At 64.1% G+C, this 17,275-nt stretch carries 14 protein-coding genes and 1 pseudogene; 2 read left to right on the forward strand and 13 right to left on the reverse strand.

Features of this window, described 5'->3' with window-relative positions; genetic code table 11:
• Positions 1 to 12: 12 nt before the first annotated feature.
• The 13 genes and pseudogenes from AC3D25_RS23390 to AC3D25_RS23450 all read right to left on the reverse strand — a co-directional run bounded on the left by AC3D25_RS23390 (position 13) and on the right by AC3D25_RS23450 (position 14,873).
• Positions 13 to 717 carry a gluconate 2-dehydrogenase subunit 3 family protein gene (locus AC3D25_RS23390; protein WP_488890849.1) on the reverse strand — a complete coding sequence of 235 codons (705 nt, stop codon included), beginning with the start codon at positions 715 to 717 and terminating at the stop codon, positions 13 to 15.
• A gap of 301 nt (positions 718 to 1,018) precedes the next feature.
• Positions 1,019 to 1,792, reverse strand: coding sequence for an ABC transporter ATP-binding protein (locus AC3D25_RS23395; protein ID WP_488890850.1), 774 nt, complete (start codon positions 1,790 to 1,792; stop codon positions 1,019 to 1,021).
• Between the two features lie 35 nt (positions 1,793 to 1,827).
• The gene (locus AC3D25_RS23400; RefSeq protein WP_488890851.1) at positions 1,828 to 2,649 is read right to left on the reverse strand and encodes an ABC transporter permease; all 822 of its coding nucleotides are present in this window, start codon (positions 2,647 to 2,649) and stop codon (positions 1,828 to 1,830) included.
• A gap of 20 nt (positions 2,650 to 2,669) precedes the next feature.
• Positions 2,670 to 3,506, reverse strand: a complete 837-nt coding sequence (locus AC3D25_RS23405; protein WP_488890852.1) for an ABC transporter permease — start codon at positions 3,504 to 3,506, stop codon at positions 2,670 to 2,672.
• An 18-nt stretch (positions 3,507 to 3,524) separates the two neighbouring features.
• Positions 3,525 to 4,592 (reverse strand): ABC transporter substrate-binding protein, encoded by a 1,068-nt coding sequence (locus AC3D25_RS23410; RefSeq protein WP_488890853.1) that lies wholly within the window; start codon positions 4,590 to 4,592, stop codon positions 3,525 to 3,527.
• Positions 4,593 to 4,660: 68 nt separating this feature from the next.
• Positions 4,661 to 5,596 (reverse strand): TauD/TfdA dioxygenase family protein, encoded by a 936-nt coding sequence (locus AC3D25_RS23415; protein ID WP_488890854.1) that lies wholly within the window; start codon positions 5,594 to 5,596, stop codon positions 4,661 to 4,663.
• Positions 5,597 to 5,729: 133 nt separating this feature from the next.
• Positions 5,730 to 5,891 (reverse strand): annotated as a pseudogene (locus AC3D25_RS23420) (nitrilotriacetate monooxygenase); the annotation flags it as partial.
• A gap of 659 nt (positions 5,892 to 6,550) precedes the next feature.
• A complete protein-coding gene (locus tag AC3D25_RS23425) occupies positions 6,551 to 7,849 on the reverse strand; it encodes an ATP-binding protein (protein WP_488890855.1) in 1,299 nt (432 codons plus the stop codon).
• On the reverse strand, positions 7,846 to 8,508 hold the full coding sequence (locus tag AC3D25_RS23430; RefSeq protein ID WP_488890856.1) for a response regulator transcription factor: 663 nt from the start codon (positions 8,506 to 8,508) through the stop codon (positions 7,846 to 7,848). Before AC3D25_RS23430 ends, AC3D25_RS23425 begins: the two co-directional genes overlap by 4 nt.
• Positions 8,509 to 8,904: 396 nt before the next feature.
• Positions 8,905 to 9,246, reverse strand: coding sequence for a hypothetical protein (locus tag AC3D25_RS23435; protein WP_488890857.1), 342 nt, complete (start codon positions 9,244 to 9,246; stop codon positions 8,905 to 8,907).
• A gap of 95 nt (positions 9,247 to 9,341) precedes the next feature.
• Positions 9,342 to 12,389: an efflux RND transporter permease subunit gene (locus AC3D25_RS23440; protein ID WP_488890858.1), complete on the reverse strand. Its 3,048-nt coding sequence runs from the start codon at positions 12,387 to 12,389 to the stop codon at positions 9,342 to 9,344.
• Positions 12,386 to 13,459 (reverse strand): efflux RND transporter periplasmic adaptor subunit, encoded by a 1,074-nt coding sequence (locus tag AC3D25_RS23445; RefSeq protein ID WP_488890859.1) that lies wholly within the window; start codon positions 13,457 to 13,459, stop codon positions 12,386 to 12,388. The genes AC3D25_RS23440 and AC3D25_RS23445 overlap by 4 nt, the downstream gene beginning before the upstream one ends.
• Entirely contained in the window at positions 13,449 to 14,873 is a 1,425-nt protein-coding gene (locus AC3D25_RS23450; protein WP_488890860.1) for a TolC family protein, read from the reverse strand. Before AC3D25_RS23450 ends, AC3D25_RS23445 begins: the two co-directional genes overlap by 11 nt.
• Before the next feature lie 200 nt (positions 14,874 to 15,073).
• On the opposite strand from AC3D25_RS23450, the gene AC3D25_RS23455 reads away from it, so the two are divergent.
• Together AC3D25_RS23455 and AC3D25_RS23460 are read left to right on the forward strand one after the other, a co-directional pair.
• Positions 15,074 to 15,736 (forward strand): response regulator, encoded by a 663-nt coding sequence (locus AC3D25_RS23455; protein WP_488890861.1) that lies wholly within the window; start codon positions 15,074 to 15,076, stop codon positions 15,734 to 15,736.
• Positions 15,733 to 17,085, forward strand: coding sequence for an ATP-binding protein (locus AC3D25_RS23460; protein ID WP_488890862.1), 1,353 nt, complete (start codon positions 15,733 to 15,735; stop codon positions 17,083 to 17,085). The genes AC3D25_RS23455 and AC3D25_RS23460 overlap by 4 nt, the downstream gene beginning before the upstream one ends.
• Positions 17,086 to 17,275 lie beyond the last annotated feature (190 nt).

Raw genomic sequence — 17,275 nt, forward strand, 5'->3', positions numbered from 1 at the left:
GCAGGCGGTCGTTCAGCCGATGGAAACCGGCGGCAGCGGATAGCGCTTGCCGTATTGCTCGACCATGTCCATGTAGTCGGCGCGCGCGCCCGGGAAGTTGATCATTCGCCAGGCGTCCATGTTCTTGTTGCCGCCGTGCTTCGGATCGCAGAAATAGCCTTCGCGCGTGTTCTGCAGCAACTGGGCGAAGAAGTCGGCGGGCGGCACGTCGCCGATGGCGAGCTTGCCGTGTTCGAGTTCGCCGATCACCGCGTCGCGGGTCGCTTCGTCGAGTTCGCTGAAGGACTTGCCGTGTGCGTCGTGGATCGATTTCTCCAGCCCGGCGAGCGCGCTGCGGTACAGCGTGCGCGGGGAGAATTCGAGTTGATAGCCCATCAGCGGCGACGCATTTTGCGCGAACGGCGGGTGCATGTACCACAGCGCGCCGAAGCCGTAGGGCTGGTTCATCTGCAGGTCGATGAACTCGGCGACGCCCGCTTGCAGCGCGCCCGGCCCGGTTTCATCGGCGGGGATGAGACGGTCCACCAGCGCGTTGAGCGTGGTCCATTCGGTGGCGGTGAAGTATTTGGGTTTGAACGGTTCGGCGTCGGCGGCCGACGCGACTTTGACGATGGCCGAACCCGCGACGCCCGTGCCGACCGCGACGGCAGCCGGGGCCATCTTGAGCGCGTCGCGCAGAAAAGCACGGCGCGCGGGGGAAATTCCGATGGGTTTCATGGAGTCAGTTTGAATAGTTGTGCCGTCCGCGACGTTCGGCGGCATCTTGTCGACGTCACCGGTCTTTTGAACCGGCGCGTGTCTTCCTCCACGATTCGCCGCTAGCGATCTCTTCGTATGCGCCTTGAGCGGGCGCGGCCAATTGTCCCCTAATAGGGAGTTGGCCGCGCCGCCTTTCCGGATAAACACTTTCTCGAAACGCGTAAATATTAAGAAAAATGAAAGGCGTCGCATGACCGATTTGGCCGGCCGATAATGCAGAAAAGCCCTTGAAACAAGGGCTTTTCTTATATCGGACTCGTCAAGCGGCTTCGGCGAAATCCGCGAGTATCTCGTCGCGAAGCCGCACGAACGCGGTATCGCTGCGACTGCGCGGACGTTGAAGTCCGACCTCGACAACACGCCCGATCCGTCCAGGACGCGCCTGCATCACCACCACGCGGTCCGCAAGAAAGACGGCCTCGTCCACGTCGTGCGTGACGAGGATCATCGTAATGCGTTCGTGTTCCCAGATGCGCTGCAACTCGTGTTGCAGGCGGCTGCGGGTAAGGGCGTCGAGCGCACCGAACGGTTCGTCGAGCAGCAAGAGGCGCGGACGATTCACCAGTCCGCGCGCGATCGCGACGCGTTGCGCCATGCCGCCCGAAAGCTGATGCGGAAAGTGATGCTCATAGCCGCGCAATCCGACCAGACCGATATGATCGGCCACGGCGCGCCGCTTCGCTTCCTTCGACAATGGCGAGTTCTTGAGCGCGACCGCGATGTTCTGTTCGACATCGAGCCACGGGAACAGGCGATGATCCTGGAACACGATCCCCCGCGCGAGGTCGGTGTTATGAACGCGCTCGCCGCCGAACGCGATCTCGCCGTCGAAGCGGTCGTCAAGTCCCGCGATCAGGCGCAGCAGCGTCGATTTTCCGCAGCCGCTCGCGCCCACGATGCTCACGAATTCGCCGCTTTGAACGGCCAGATCGATGTGATCGAGAACAGGGCGCGCGGCGTCGTCGCCGGGGAAGCGCTTGCTGACTTGCCTGATGTCGAGCCTGCTGTCGGCGTGTTGCATGACGGTGGACATGTCGATAAAACCTCTGCTTAAGAGTGAGCCGAAACCTAGCGCGCCGTTTGCGCTGGATCGCTGAACCAGCGCCGCTGCACGGCCAACGCCACTGCATTTAGCGCGCGTCCGGTCAGCCCGATCACGATCACGCCGAACACGACGAGATCCATGCGGAACTGCTCGCTGCCGTCCACGAGCGTATTGCCGATCCCGCTGCCCGCCACCAGCAAATATTCCGCGCCGAGCGTGGCGAGCCACGAGTAGATCAGCGCCAGATAGATGCCGGTGAAGATTGACGAACGCGCGGCCGGAAGCACTACGTACACCACGGTTTGCCACTTGCTGTAGCGAAACACGCGCGCCACTTCGAGCGCTTCGGGCGCGACGGCGCGAATGCCGTCGCTCGTGTGCGCCACGACCGGCACGAGCGCGGCGAGCGAGAGGAAGACCACTTTCGCGACATCGCCGAGACCGAACCACACGGAGATCAAAGGGATCCACGCGAATAGCGAGACCTGTTTGAACGTATTGAAGCTCGGTCCGATGGCGCGATTCGCGAGCGTCGAGACACCGAGCAGCGCGCCGAGCGCGAGTCCCGCGAGCGTGCCTATCGTGAAGCCGGTGAGTTCGCGGGCGAGCGAAGCCGAGAGGGCGCGCCACAGCGCGCCGCTGCGGATCTGATCGATGGCGGTGTGCAGCACTTGCGCGGGCGATGTCGCGATACCGTGCTCGGCGGTCGTATGGCGCGTGATGAACCACCACACGACCAGCGCCACTAGCGGAAACACCCAGCCACGCCAGCGGCGCGCGTTGCCGGAGATACGTTCACCGTTTGTCGCGAGTCCTGTTTCAAGCCTGAGAGAAGTGTCTGCCATGCTGGTCTCCGTAGGTCCCGTCAAGCTGCCGCGCCGCGCTGCAACCGCCGTTCGAGCGCGGTCAGCAGGCGGTCCATCAAGTACCCAACTGCCCCGACGATCAGCACCGAAGCCAGCACGAGATCCAACTGAAAGAGCTGTCGTCCGTAGACGATCAAATAGCCGAGCCCTTCCGACGACGCCACCAGTTCCACCACCACGAGCGTCAGCCACGCTTTGGTGAACGCGAGCCGCACGCCCGTGCCGATCACCGGCACGGCGGCGGGCAGCACCACGCTCGCGATGGTTTGCCAGCGCGTATAGCGATAGACGCGCGCGACTTCGCGAAACTTCGAAGGCGTCTGCCGAAAGCCCTGCATCGTGCTGAGCGTGACGGGGACGAGCGCGGCGTGTCCGATCAAAATGTACTTGAGTGGCTCGCCGATCCCGGCCACGATCATCAGGAAGGGCAGCCAGCCGAGCACCGGCACCTGCACGACGGCGTTGAACGTCGGCAGGATATAGGCCTCGGCGGTGCGCGAAAGACCGAGCACGCCGCCGAGCAGCAAGCCGAGTACGACGCCCGCCGAGAAACCCACCGCGACGCGCGAAAGGCTCGCGCCGACATGCGTCCAGAGTTCGCCGCTGCGGGTGAGCGCAGCGAGCGTATCGAAGACAAGCGCGGGCGGCGGCAATACCTGCGCCGAAATCCAGCCGTAGCGCGAGCCGAGCACCCATAGCACGGCGAGCGCAACGGGCAGCAACCACGGCAGCGCGATCCATCCGATGGACCGCAACGCAATGCGCGCTGTGGCCCGTTCAGCGGACGCGTGCACGCGATCAGTCGGAAGCAGCACACGTGCAAGAGTGTTCGCCATATCGAAGTCTCCGGAAGATCAGGACGTCAGGGGCTTGCCGGACGCGTCGTAGCGCGGCCAGTAGTTTTCCAGCTTCAACGTTTTGAGCGCCTGATCGAGGTACTTCGGCTCGAACCAGCCGTTCACGCTAACTGGCTGGCGGATCAGGTTCAAGCGCAGCGCGTCGTCGGCGACTGCCTGATAGCGCGACACCACGAACGGGTCGAGCAGGGGCGAACTGCGGTCCTTCAACTGCTGATTCGCATATTCGGATTGCCACGATTCCACCGGCACGCCGCTCTTCGCCCAGAGCTTGAACAAAGCGTCGCGATTCTTATCGTCGGAGGACCATAGCGATGCCTGCACCACCGACGTCACAACCTTCTGCACGGTTTCGGGATGCGCGGCTTCGAAGTCGTCGAGCACGAGCAGATGCGCCTGTCGCGTGAACTGCATGCCGCCATCACGCGACGATTCGACGATCTTCGCGAGTCCCTGCCGCTGCAGCTTGAACAGGTTGTAGTCGAGGAACACGGCGTCCACGCCTTTCGATGCAAGCGCTGCTTGCGCCGCCGCTGAATCGAGATTGATGACGCGCAGGTCGCGTTCGGTCAGACCGTTCGCCTTCAGCACGTTGTCGGCCACGAGTTGCAGGTTCGTGCCGCGAAAGATGCCGACGCGTTTGCCTTTGAGATCCTTCACGCTCTTGATGTCGGAGTCCGGTGGCACGGCGAGATACACGCCGGCACGCACGTTCGACGCGACCAGCAAGTGCGTCTTGAGCCCGTTCGCACGCCCGAGCACGGCGGGAAGATCGCCTTGATACGCGAAGTCGATCTGCTTGTTCGCGAGCGCTTCGTTCACGGCCGGACCCGCGCCCTTGAAGAAGATCCACTCGACCTTCACGCCTCCGGGTTGCAGCGCATCTTCCACGCGATGCTGAAGCTGCGCGGTCGCGGCCGGCGATCCACCGAATACGGGCGGGTCGCCCGCGCCTTGTTGCGCCACGCCGATACGGACCACGGCCGGTGTGGCCGCGAATGCGCCGGCGCTCAGCGCCACGCCGAAAATCGTAATGAGTTTGCTCAGCAGGGATCGCGGCGTCATGTTGGAATCGAAAGAGGATAAGCGGCGGACGCGTGTCGCCACGCGTCCGTATTTGCGACTCAGCGCATTTAGGCTTGCGGAGCGCTGGCGAGCGCGCGGCTGCGGCGGCCGTCGATCCCGACAGGGACGTCGCCATGCACGGTCGCGCGACGCACTACACGATGCGCTTGCCCATAGTCCGCGACCGCATAGTGCTGCGTTGCGCGGTTATCCCAGATCGCGACGTCGCCCTGCGTCCAGCGCCAGCGCACAGTGTTTTCAAGACGCGTGACATGGTCCTGAAAAAGATCGAGAATCCGGTCCGAATCGCGTTGCGACAAGCCTGTAAAACGCTGCACGAAATGACCAAGCACGAGACTGCGTTCGCCTGTCTCCGGATGCACGCGCACGACCGGGTGTTCGGTTTCGTACAGCGTCGAAGTGAATTGCTCGCGATAGGCCAGTTCGGCATCGGTTGCGGGTGTTGCGCGGGTGGCGGCGTAATCGTAGACGTTCGAATGCACGGCCCAGAGCGTGTCGGCGAGCGCGCGCAGCGCCTCCGGAAGATGCTCATAAGCCGCGACCGTATTGGCCCACACCGTGTCCCCGCCCGCGGGCGGAATGACGACGCCGCGCAGGATCGAGATCTTCGGATAGGCATCGACGAAGGTCACGTCGGTATGCCACGAATTGGCGCGCGTGCCGTGCTTCGAATCCAGTTCGAGAAGACGGTTGCTGCCCGCGAGCGACGGCACGGTCGGATGCGCGACTGTCTCGCCGAAACGTGCGGCGAACGCTTCCTGAGCGGCGTCGTCGAGATGCGATTGGCCTTTGAAAAACAGCACTTTATGCCGGAGCAGCGCCGTGTTGATGGCCGCGATGGCGGCGTCATCGAGATCGGCCGAGAGCCGGACGCCACGAATTTCCGCGCCGATACGTCCGCCGATCTGGCGCACGTCCGGCTGCGAAGAGGAATAGGAAGATTGCGTTGCAGAGGTCTGATCGAGCGTGACGCTGGCAGTCATTGATATCTCCGTTCGGGCGGCGTTTTTTGGTCGATCGCGGCGGACGTTGCCGCGACCGGATTATTGAAGCACCGCTCGCGCGACGAACCAACGAAGTGTTTAGACTTTGCTTAGCATCGCTGATATCGATTGTTTAATTGAACGCCGCTTCATCTGCAATGGCATGCTGGTTGACCGGCCGACGCAAGCCCGGATTCTCACGCAGCGTGCGGCCTTCGTGGTCGAGGCGGAACAGCCCGCGCCGACGTAATTCGGGCAGGACCCGGTCGATGAAGTCCGTCAGACTGCCGGGCATGGTGTTGCAGCCGTGGGGTGGTTTGTGGGTGGGTGGGTTACACCGTCTGATGTTCGGCCGCTTCTTGAGAACTTGCTTTCGTGTAGGTCTATTAGCACGCCGCTATGCGCGGCGGCAGTCACTTTCTTTGCTGCTGCAAAGAAAGTAACCAAAGAAAGCAGCTTATCCGCCTAAGTGTCCACCTCGAATAACCTTGCGGATAGGCACGCAGGCTGACTATGGCAACTCGCATTCGTTGGTATTGGCACAGCACTTGTCAGGTCCGTCCTCGCTGCGCTCGGACGACCGGCATATCTGAAAACCGTCGGTTTGGTTTGGTGTTCGGTTATGCCGTTCCGGCAGGCACTTTGTGCCTGCCGGGATGAATGAGCGGCTCCACTCTGTTGTGTGGTGCGATGGCCGAATCAGCTTGCGCGCCTATCCGCTAGGTTATTCGAGGTGGACACTTAGACGGATAAGCTGCTTTCTTTGGTTACTTTCTTTGCAGCAGCAAAGAAAGTGACTGCTGCCGCGCATAGCGGCGTGCTAATAGACCTACACGAAAGCAAGTTCCCAAGAAGCGCAGGCAAACAAAAGCAAAAGCGCCACCAAACAGCGCCGTCCACAACCCAGCGAGCGCATGCAATCACCCCCCCCAGCGCCAGCAAACCCTACCCCTCCTATTCCTGCAAAACAAAAAAAACCATAACCCGCAATCCACCCTCCACAGCGTCGTCCAAAACCACATCCGCGCCAATCCGAGCGGCGATAGTCCGCACAATCGACAACCCCAATCCCGACCCATCCTGATCGTTGCCGAGCACACGAAAGAACGGATCGAACACGCGTTCGCGATCGGCAATTGCAATCCCCGGTCCGTTATCGTCGATACGGATCTGCACGCGCTTCTCCGCCACGTGCAGCGAAAGGTCGATCCGCCCGCCTTCCGGTGTGTACCGAATGGCGTTATCGACGAGGTTCTTGATCAGGATCTTCAGATCCACCTCCGGCGCGCAAACGAAAGCGTCATCCGCGCTCGCGACACCGAGGTCCATCCGCTTAGCCTCGGCAAGCGGCATCAAGTCTTCGAGCACCTGACGGAATACATGCTGCAACGAGAGGCGCAACGGCGCGGCGCTTGCCTGATCCTGCACGCGCGCGAGCGTCAGCAACTGCTCCAGCAGCGCGCGCGTGCGCGCGAGGCCCCGGCGCAATGCGCCGAGCCGCTCGCTCGCCTGATCGGGCAGACCGGAGGCCGCGAGACGCTCGGCCTGCAACGTGAGCGCGGTAAGCGGCGAACGGAGTTCGTGCGCGGCATCGGCGACAAAGCGGCGCTGCAGCGCAACGGATTGCCCGACGCGCGCAAGCAGCCGGTTGATGGCGACCACGAACGGCGTGATCTCGGCCGGCAGGCTGGTGTCGGATAGTTCGGACAGGTCATGGTCGGCGCGCCGGTCGAGACCGGCGGCGAGTGTCGTGAGCGGCCGGAACATGCGCCGCACGAGCGCGCCGAGCACGAGCAGCAGTACCGGCACGAGGACGACGAACGGCATGACGGTCGCGATCGCGCTGTTGCGCGCGATCTCGTCGCGGCCCGCCGTTTCCTGGCCGACCACGATGCGCGTTCGCGCATCGAGTGTCTTGACGAAAAGCCGCCACGGCGTGCCACGGACATCGGCGTTCTGGATGCCGTCGGGCAGGTCCGCTGCGAGCGCGAGCGGGGCGCGCGCTTCACCGAGCGTCTCCACGACGAGCTTCGATTCGCGGTCCGCGCCCGGCACGTTTTCGAGCGCCTCGCGTTCCATCACGTCGAGGCTGCGCAACGTGACGAGCGCAGCCACCTGCTTCAACTGGCCGTCCTGCAACTCGTTGGCCTCGTGAAACGCGGTCTTGAACGCGATGACGCCCGCGATCACCGCGATACCCGCGATCAGCACGGAAAGCCACGCGGAAAGCCTGAACTGGAGCGAGCGCGTCATGCGAGCTTCGACACCATCCAGCCGACACCGCGCACGTTCTTGATGGCATCGCTGCCAAGCTTCTTACGCAGCGAATAGATCAAAAATTCAACGGCGTTACTCTCCACTTCCTCGTTCCAGCCGTAGATGCGGTCTTCGAGTTCCGCTCGCGAAAGGATCGCGCCAGGCCGGATCATCAGCGCCTGAAGGAGCGAGAACTCGCGCCCCGAAAGCCGCACGGTATGATTTTCGATGCTCGCTTCGCGCGTCGCCGGATCGAGCGAGAGCACGCCGTTGGTCATCACAGGCGCGGCCTGGCCGCCGCGACGGCGCACCACGGCGCGGATCCGCGCAAGCAGTTCGGAGATTTCGAAGGGCTTGAGCACGTAGTCGTCGGCGCCGCCATCGAGGCCGCGAATCCGGTCTTCCAGCGCGTCGCGCGCGGTGATCACGACGAGCGGCACCGGGTTGTCGTGGGCGCGGACGTTTTGCAGCACCTCGAAACCGTCCTTCTTCGGCAGGCCGAGGTCGAGCAGGACGATGTCGTAAATCTGCGTCTCGATGCTCGCCAGCGCCATCTGTCCGTCCCGCACCCAATCGACCGCATAACTCGCATCGCGCAGCGCCCCTTCTACCGCTTCACCGATCATGCGATCGTCTTCGACTAGCAATACGCGCATTGCGCTACTCCGCTTCATGATGTTTGCGACGCCCGGGGCGCACCCGTAGGATGGATTGTGCCGAATTTCGGCCAGGTGCATCGAGTTGACGGGGGCGCGGTGAATAAGTCATGGGAATAAGTCATGGGAATAAGTCATGGGAATAAGTCTGGGAATAAGTCATGGGAATAAGTCATGAGAACAAGCCGGATCGACGATGCGCCGAGCGTAGCGCGGCAAACTTAGCGGCGCCCGAGGCCGCCGGGCCGCGTCCACGCGTCCGCTACTTGACGCATACCCCAAAAAAAAGCCCGGCGCGAGCCGCGCCGGGCTAAAGGAACGGCCATGGTTCAATGTCACGACCGTTCGCGTGGACGCACGCCGCCTGCCATTTTCACGGCGGTTTTGCGGCTGTCGTCAGCGAAACAACCGTGGATGCAGATCGATATGCAACTGCACCAGCCAGTCGTCGTTGCACCGATCGGATACGGTCGGCAAGGCCGCGCGACCTCTCGCGGGGACGAGTTGATCCGCGCGGTCGGCCGTATCGAAGGCGCGTTTTGCAGCGCGCCGCAAGAGCAGCGTGATCGCGGTGGCCGTGCCGATCGTCGCGGCCCGCACGGCGAGCAAGCCGATCCATTGCGGCCGCCCGATTAACGCCGACGCCACGAGCCAAGCGCCATCCGATGCCGCGACGGCGAACGCGAACAAGACGAGGTTCGCGCGGAACGACGACAAAAGCGGCATTACATCGGACATGCGCATGATCCGTCTCCGTGGTCGCGCGGCGGGGACGTTCGCCCCGGTATTCGACCATGCTGCGCCGGCCTTCCTTATGGAACGCTTAAGCATGGCTACGTGCGCTTTCGCATGAGGAGACGGAGCAGCACGGGCAGCACGAGGAGCACGAGCGGCAACTGCGCGATGAGTCCCGAGATGATCGCGATGGCGAGCGGCTGCTGCATCGCCGATCCCTGGCCGATGGCGAACGCGAGCGGCCGGAGCGCCAGAGCCGCCGGAATCATCGCCAACGCGATAGGGCGCAGGCGGTTGCGTCCGGCTTCGATCAGCGCGCGATCGAACGGCATGCCTTCGTCGCGCGTGAGGCCCTGTAGCTCGGAGACGTAGAAGATCGCCACCTCGGTCACGATGCCGATAATCATCGTCATGCCCATCATGGCCGATATGTTCAGTTCGATCCCGGTCACCCACAAGTCGACGAATACCGCGCCGGTGGCGAGCAGGGGCATCGCGAGCACGGCGAGTGCGATGCGAAACCGCTCGTAGAGAAAGAGCAGCAGGCCGAACACGAGTGCAACGGCCGCGCCGAACACGGTCATCAAGCCCTTGAACGCAATCTGCTGCTGCTGATAGAGGCCGCCGAGTTCGTAATAAACGCCCTTCGGCAGCAGGTTGGCAGCGCCGAGCGCCTTCTGCACATCGGCGACGGTCGAGCCGAGATCGCGACCGTCGATACGCGCGGTGACGGCAACCATGCGTTTGAGATTGTCGCGCGTAATCTCCGGCTGGCCGCTGACCACGACGCGATCCGCCACGCGATTCAGCGCGAACAGATGGCCGTCGGGCGCGCGGATTTGCAGCAGGCCGAGTTGCGTATCGGTGAGTTGCAGCGCGTTCGCGACATGCACGCGTACGCCGACCGTTTTCGGTCCGGTCTGGAACTGCGTCGCGACATTGCCTTCGACCATGTCGGATACCGCCTGCGCGACGGATTGCGGGTCCATGCCTTCGGCCGCGGCGGCGTCCGGGCGGATGCGCAGTTCGAGCGCATCGCCGGCGGGATTGATGCCGTCGTTCACATCCACGATGCCCTTGATGCCGCCAATCGTGGCCGCTACTTTGTGCGCGGTCGCATCGAGCGTGTTCTGGTCGTCGGAGAAAATTTTGATCTGGACCGGCTGCGGTACGGCCGTGAGATCGCCGATCAGGTCTTCCATCAACTGCGCCAGTTCGAACGTGACGCCCGGGACTTGTGTCTCGACCTTCGAGCGAATCTCTTCCATCACGGTCGCAATCGGCTCGCGCGAGCCGGATTTCAGCCGCACGAAAAAGTCGCCCTTGTTCGGCTCGTTAAGATCGCCGCCGAGACCCGCGCCCGTGCGCCGCGAATACGTCGCCACGTTCGGATTCGCGCTCACGATGCCTTCGACCTCTTTCATCAGCCGGTCGGTTTCCGTTACCGACGTGCCGGCTTCCGTGTGATAGTCGAGCACGAAACCGCCTTCGTCCATGGTCGGCATGAAGCCGCTGCCGACCTGCGTGAACGCGAACGCGGCGACCAGCACGAGCGGCACGACGCCGATCAACACGAGCCATGGCCGCCCGCTCACGCGCTCGACGAGCGTGCCGTAGCGCGCGTTCATCCACGCGGCGAAGCGCGTTTCGCGATGCTCGTCGGCGTCGCTCGGCTTGAGCCAGCGGTCGCAGAGAATCGGGACGGCGAGCCACGTCACGAGGAACGAGATGAACAACGCGCTTGCCATCGTGACCGACAGCGCCTTGAAGAACGCGCCCGTCACGCCCGAGAGAAACGCGAGCGGCACGAACACGATCAGCGTTGCGGCCGATGAGCCCGCGAGCGGCCGCGTGAATTCGAGTGCGGCGCTCATCACGCGGCCGTGAAACGCTTTCGCGCCACCCTCGCGCATGCGTCGCACGATATGTTCGATCATCACGATAGCGTCGTCGATCACGAGACCGACCGCCGCCGCCATGCCGCCGAGCGTCATGATGTTGAAGCCCATGCCGAACACGTTGAGCAGGAGAATGGTCGCGGCCATCACGACCGGCACGAGCGCCACCGCGATCGCGGTGATCTTCCAGTTGCGCAGGAACGCGAACAGCGTGAAGGCGGCGAGCACGACGCCGATCATGATCGCGTCGCGCACGCTCGCGGCGGAAGCGACGACCAGTTCGCTCTGGTCGTACCAGTTCGAAAGGCGCACGCCGGGCGGCATCTGATGCTGGAAGTCGTCGAGTTTCGTGCGGATTGCCTTCGCCATCGCGACGCTGTTCGCGCCCGGTTGCTGGTAGATATTCACGAGCACGGCGTCGTGGCCGTCGGCGGTCACGCGCATCCATTGCGGCGTGACGCCCTGACGCACGGTGGCGACATCGCCGAGCCGGATCTGCGTGGCGCCGTTCGTCTGCACCACCACGTTCTTCAGCTCGTCGATGTGCGTAATGACGGTGTTCGCGATCACGAGGTACAGCTTGTAGTGATCTTCGATACGCCCCGTCGCCATCAGCACATTGCTCGCGCCGATCGCCTTCGACACATCCGCGACCGAGAGCTTGAGCGCGGCGAGACGAGCCGGGTCGATGGCGACTTCGAACTCGTCCTGCGCGCCGCCGGTGACATCGACACGCGCCACGCCTTCCACCGACGAAAGCAGCGGCCGCATCTGGAATTGCGCAAGATCGCGCAACGCGGAAAGCGACTGACGATCCGACGTAAGGCTATACGCGAGCACCGGAAACACCGTCGGGTCCATGCGGCGCACCTGCATGCTCGTGCCGGCCGGTAGCGTGCCGAGTATCTCGCCGATGGCCGATTGCGACTGCAGCGTGGCTTGCGCCATGTCGGTGCCCCAGTCGAAATTGATCGAGATTTCGGCGGCGCCCCGGCTCGTTTTCGACTCGACATCGCGCACGTTCGGCACGCGCCGCAACGCCTCTTCAACAGGCATGGTGACGAGCGTCGCCATCTGTTCGGCGGGACGGTCGCCCGCATCGAGTGAGACGACGGCGCGCGGAAACGCGACGTTCGGAAAGAGCGAGATGGGGAGACGGAACGCGGTCAGCGCTCCAGCAATCGCCAGGAGCGCGATCACGAAAAGCAGCGAGCGGCGATGCGCCTGCATCCATTGTCCGAAATTCATCGCGGGGCGCCTCCGCTCGTCTGCACCGCGCCGCCGTCCTTCAATTCATAGTTGCCGGTCACGACGAGCGGTTGCGATGCATCGAGCGGACCGTCGATGCCGTAGCGGTCGTTGTCCTCGATTTTCGTGACGACGGCCACGCGCCGCGCCTTCTTCGCGGGCGTTATCTGAAACACGTACTCGCCGTGAGCGTCCTTGAGGACGGCGGCGCGCGGCACGATCCAGTGCACGTTCTCGGCGGTCGCGATGTCCGCGCTCACGTGCGTGCCGGGCAGGAACGGCGTCGCGCCGAGCGGTACGTTCGCGCTGATATCGACAAGCTGCGTCTGCGGGTCGATCGACGCGCCGACGAGCAAGACGCGTCCCACGGCCGATTGATGCGAGAGCGTGGTCGAGAGACCGTGCAGCGTGACGCTGTCGCCGGGATGCACGCGTTGCGCATCCGCTGGCTCGATACCGAGAACGACGTTGCCGCGCGCATCGTGCACGTTGCTGGCGCGCGCGATCTGAAGAATCGAGGCGCCCGCCTGAATCTGATCGCCGGGGTTCGCTTGCACTTGCAGCACGACACCGTCGACCGTCGCGACGACCGTCTTGTTGCCCGCGACGATACCCGTGCTCGACTGCGCGGCGAGAGCCTGCCGCGCGTCCTGTTCGGCCTTTTTGGCGGCGGCGAGTTGCGACGCGGTGGCGAGATTCTTGTCGAAGAGCGACTGCGTTCGCGCGAGTTCGCCGCCCGCGAGCGTCACGGCGCTCTTGGCCTGCGTGGCGGCGAGCGCGGCGGCAGGATCGGCCTGGACCACGAACAACGGCGTTCCGCGCGCAACCGTCTGGCCGCCCTGAACGCGCATCTCCACGATCCGCGCGACGTAGGGCAGGTTGACGGTCGCGAGGTTCGCGGCGGACGCTTCGACCACGCCATAGGCGCGCACGGGTTGCGCGATCGTGCCGCGCTGCACAGTAGCGGTCTGAACCGCGACGACGGGTTCATCGGCGTGAGCGTGAGACGCCGCAAACGCGGCACAGACGCTCGCGAGCGAGATGAGGCGGATCGGACGATTAATTTTCATGGGCGTCGAGGAAGGTCTGGTCCTGAATGAAGGCGTCCGGAATCGCGCTGCCGAGAATGGCCTGCAAACCGACGCGCTGTTCCGCGAGCGACTCGGCGAGCGTTGCGATATCGATACGGCGCGTCAGTGTGGCGGCTTCGGCATCGGTATAGGCGCCGAGCGCGAGATTGTGTTCGGCATACGCGGCGCGGGCGTCGCGGGCGGCGGCGTCCGCTTCCGGCAGCGCGGCTTCGGTCTGGGAAAGCTGGCGCGCGAGAATCTCGCCGTCCGCCCGCAAGTGCGCGACATCGGCCACGGCTTGATTGAGCCGCGTCTGATACTCGTCGCGCATGCGCTGGCGCGTGGCGGATTCGATCGCGACGTTGCCGCGATTGCGGTTGAAGATCGGCAAGCTCAGGCTGATCTGAAATCCGGTGGTGTAGATGTTCGACGTATCGCGGGCGCGGTTGAAGCCTACGTTCAGGCTCGGAAACTGAGACATGATCGCGGCGCGGTACTTCTGTTCCTGCGCCTCGTATCCGGCTTGCAGTGCGAGCAGATCGGGACGGCGCTTCGGCAAAGCGGCAAGCGCCGCGTCGATGTCGGCGGCGGCGGGCGGCGTCGCGCGTGCGTCGGATGTATCGACGAGTTGCAGCGACACGTCGGGTGCGACGCCCAGCAGCGCATTCAGATCGTGATGCGTCTGCTCGGCGGCGCGCTCGGCGTCGGTGTATTGTTTGCGGGCGTCGCTGTAAGCAGTGAGCGCGGCGCTTAAGGCTTCGCCGGTGAGATTGCCTTCATGGGCCGCTTCGGCCATCCGTTCATAACGCGTCTGCGCCAGATCGCGTTGCTGCCGAAGAAGCGGTAACGTCGTGTCGTGCAGGCGTGTCTTGAGAAAAAGCTGCTTCGCCTGCGCGATGACTTGCCATTCCTGCCAGAGCAGCACGAGATCGGTCTTCACGACCGTCGCGTCCGCCGACGCCTTGTTCGCGCCGCGCGTCACGATGGCCATGACGTCCATGCTCAAGCCGTAGTTGAACGCGCGCGTCGTGCCTTGCGCGCCCGGGTAATCGCTCGATACGGCGAGTTGCGGATCGGGCAGCAAACCCGCCGAAAATGCCTGCGCGCGGGCGATGCCGAGATCGCCGCGCGCGAGCTTGAGGTCCGGATTGTTCGCGACGGAGAGGATCGCCACTTCCTCGATATCGAGCCCGTCCGATGGATCGAAGCGGTGCGCGGCGAGTTCGGGCAGCGGCATCGTCGCGGGATCGATGGACAGGCGCGCGAGCGATTCGAGCGAGGTCGAGGTGCCGCGCGGCGCGAGCGGCTCGCGGTGATACGACGTGCAGCCGGCCAGCAGCAGCGCGGCGGCAGCGACGACCGTGACGGCGCGGCGCCGCCTCGGCGCGGGTGAGGATGCGGGACTGGCAGACAATCGGAACTCCCCGGACAATGGACGCGCCGTGCATGACGCGCGGCTCGAAGGAGTGGCCGATTCTATGAACCGCATGCTTAAGAAACCCTTAACCAACGCTTAGCGAAGGCTTAGCGCAAGCTTAGGAGAGGCTTAAGCAAGACTTAAGGCACGGCCCGCGACAATCAGCGGCTACGAGGATTGAATCGAAGGAGGCGCGCATGCGTCTGTTGCTGGTGGAAGACGACGAGATGATTGCCGAGACCGTGCTCGATTCGCTGCGGCGTCTCGGCTATGCGGTGGACTGGGCCCGCGACGGGCGCGAGGCCGACTTGTCGCTCGGCAATGGCGTGTACGACCTCGTGCTGCTGGATCTCGGCTTGCCGAAGCGCGACGGGATCGACGTGCTCAACGATTACCGGCGCACGGGCGGCACGGCGCCCGTCATCATCCTCACGGCGCGCGACGCGGTGGACGACCGCATTCGTGGCCTCGATGCCGGCGCCGACGACTATCTGATGAAGCCGTTCGATCTCGACGAACTGGCCGCGCGGGTGCGTGCGCTGCTGCGTCGCCGGACCGGGCAGAAGCATCCCGTCTACACGCACGGCGAACTCGCGCTCGATCCGGCGGCGCACGAAGCCACCAAGGGCGGCGTGGAACTCAATCTCGTGCCGCGCGAGTTTGCGTTGCTGCAGGCGTTGATCGAAGAGCCGTCGCGCGTGTTTCGCCGCGCGGAACTCGAAGAAAAACTGTACGGATGGGGCGAGGAAGTAGGCAGCAATACCATCGAGGTTCATGTGCACAGCTTGCGGCGCAAGATCGGCGTCGAGCAGATCGTGACGGTGCGCGGCGTGGGTTATCGGCTGAAGAGGCTCGCGTGAGTTCGATACGCCGATGGCTGCTCGGCTGGCTCATCTTCGGTCTCGCGGCGGCGTGTCTGGCCGCGGGCTACGGCATCTTCCACACCGCGCGCGCCGAGGCGGGCGAATTGTTCGACTACGAACTGCGCACCGTCGCGTTGTCGCTGCCGACGAATATCGCCGCCGGCGACGCGAACGAGCGTCACGACGAAACCCTCAACGGCATCGCCGACGATCGTATCGTGATCGACATCTGGGACCGCACCGGGCGGCTCGTCTATCACTCGCTGAAGGAGCCGGCGCTGCCGCGTATCGGCGAAGGTTTTCGTTCGACGCAACGTGAGGGCATTCGGTGGCGCGTGTTCGGGATCGAGCAGGCGGATCGCTTCGTGCAGGTCGCGCAGCCGTATTCCGTGCGCGAGGAACTCGCACTCAAGCTCGCGCTGCGCACGCTCTGGCCGCTCGCATTGATGGCGCCCGTCACGATCATGCTGGTGCTGTTCGTGGTGGCGCGCGGCCTCGCGCCGATTCGCGGTTTATCACGTGCGCTGTCGAGCCGCTCCGCAGAGTCGATCGAGCCGATCGACCCGGCCACGCTCGGGCGGACCGTGCCGGTGGAAATCCGTCCGCTCGTCGATGCGTTGAACGATCTCCTGCTGCGCGTGAACGCGGCGTCGCAGGCGCAGCGTACCTTCGTCGCCGATGCCGCGCACGAACTGCGCACGCCGCTCGCCGCGCTCAAGCTGCAGATTCAGGCCGCCGTGCAGAACGGCACGCTGCAGGGCGAGAGCGAGACGCTTGGGCGGATCGACGGGCGTCTGCAGCGCACGATTCATCTTGCTCAGCAACTGCTGACCATGGCGCGCGAGGACGCGGAACATACGGCATCGTTCGCGCCGCTAAGCCTGCGTCATCTCGGCGAGCGCTGCGTGAGCGATTTCTCGATGGTGGCCGAAGCGCGCGCCATCGATCTCGGACTGGAACTCGAACAACCGCGCGACGCAAGCGATACGTACACGGTGATGGGCGACGCACACGCGCTCGCGGTGCTCGTCAACAATTTGCTCGACAACGCCATTCGCCATGTTGCGCCGGGCGGCCGCGTCGATATGATTCTGCGGCGCGAGCGTGACGGCGTGACGCTTGCCGTGCTCGACGACGGCCCCGGTATCCCCGCCGAGGAAATCGACCGCGTGTGCGACCGGTTTTATCGCGGCACGGGCGCGCAAGGGCAGGGCAGCGGCCTCGGTCTCGCGATTGCATCGCGTGTCGCGGCCCGGCATCGCGCGACCTTCACGCTTGCCGTGCGCGCGGATTCTCGCGGACTGGCGGTGACGGTCGCCGGGTTCGAAGCGGTCAGCGACCGATAGCGGCGTACCGCAGCGCTCGCATTCAAAAATTTCCACGGCTCAATCGTTTCCTGTGCATGTATGGGCTACGGGTGCGCAGCGTCGCGCGCACCGGTCAAGCTGCTCACCGGCACGCGCGATCTAAAACCCCGTGCCGGGCGCCGTGAACAATTTCAAAGGTACTTAAACAATCGCGGAATGGCATCGGCTT

The organism is Caballeronia sp. SL1002, from assembly GCF_057814995.1.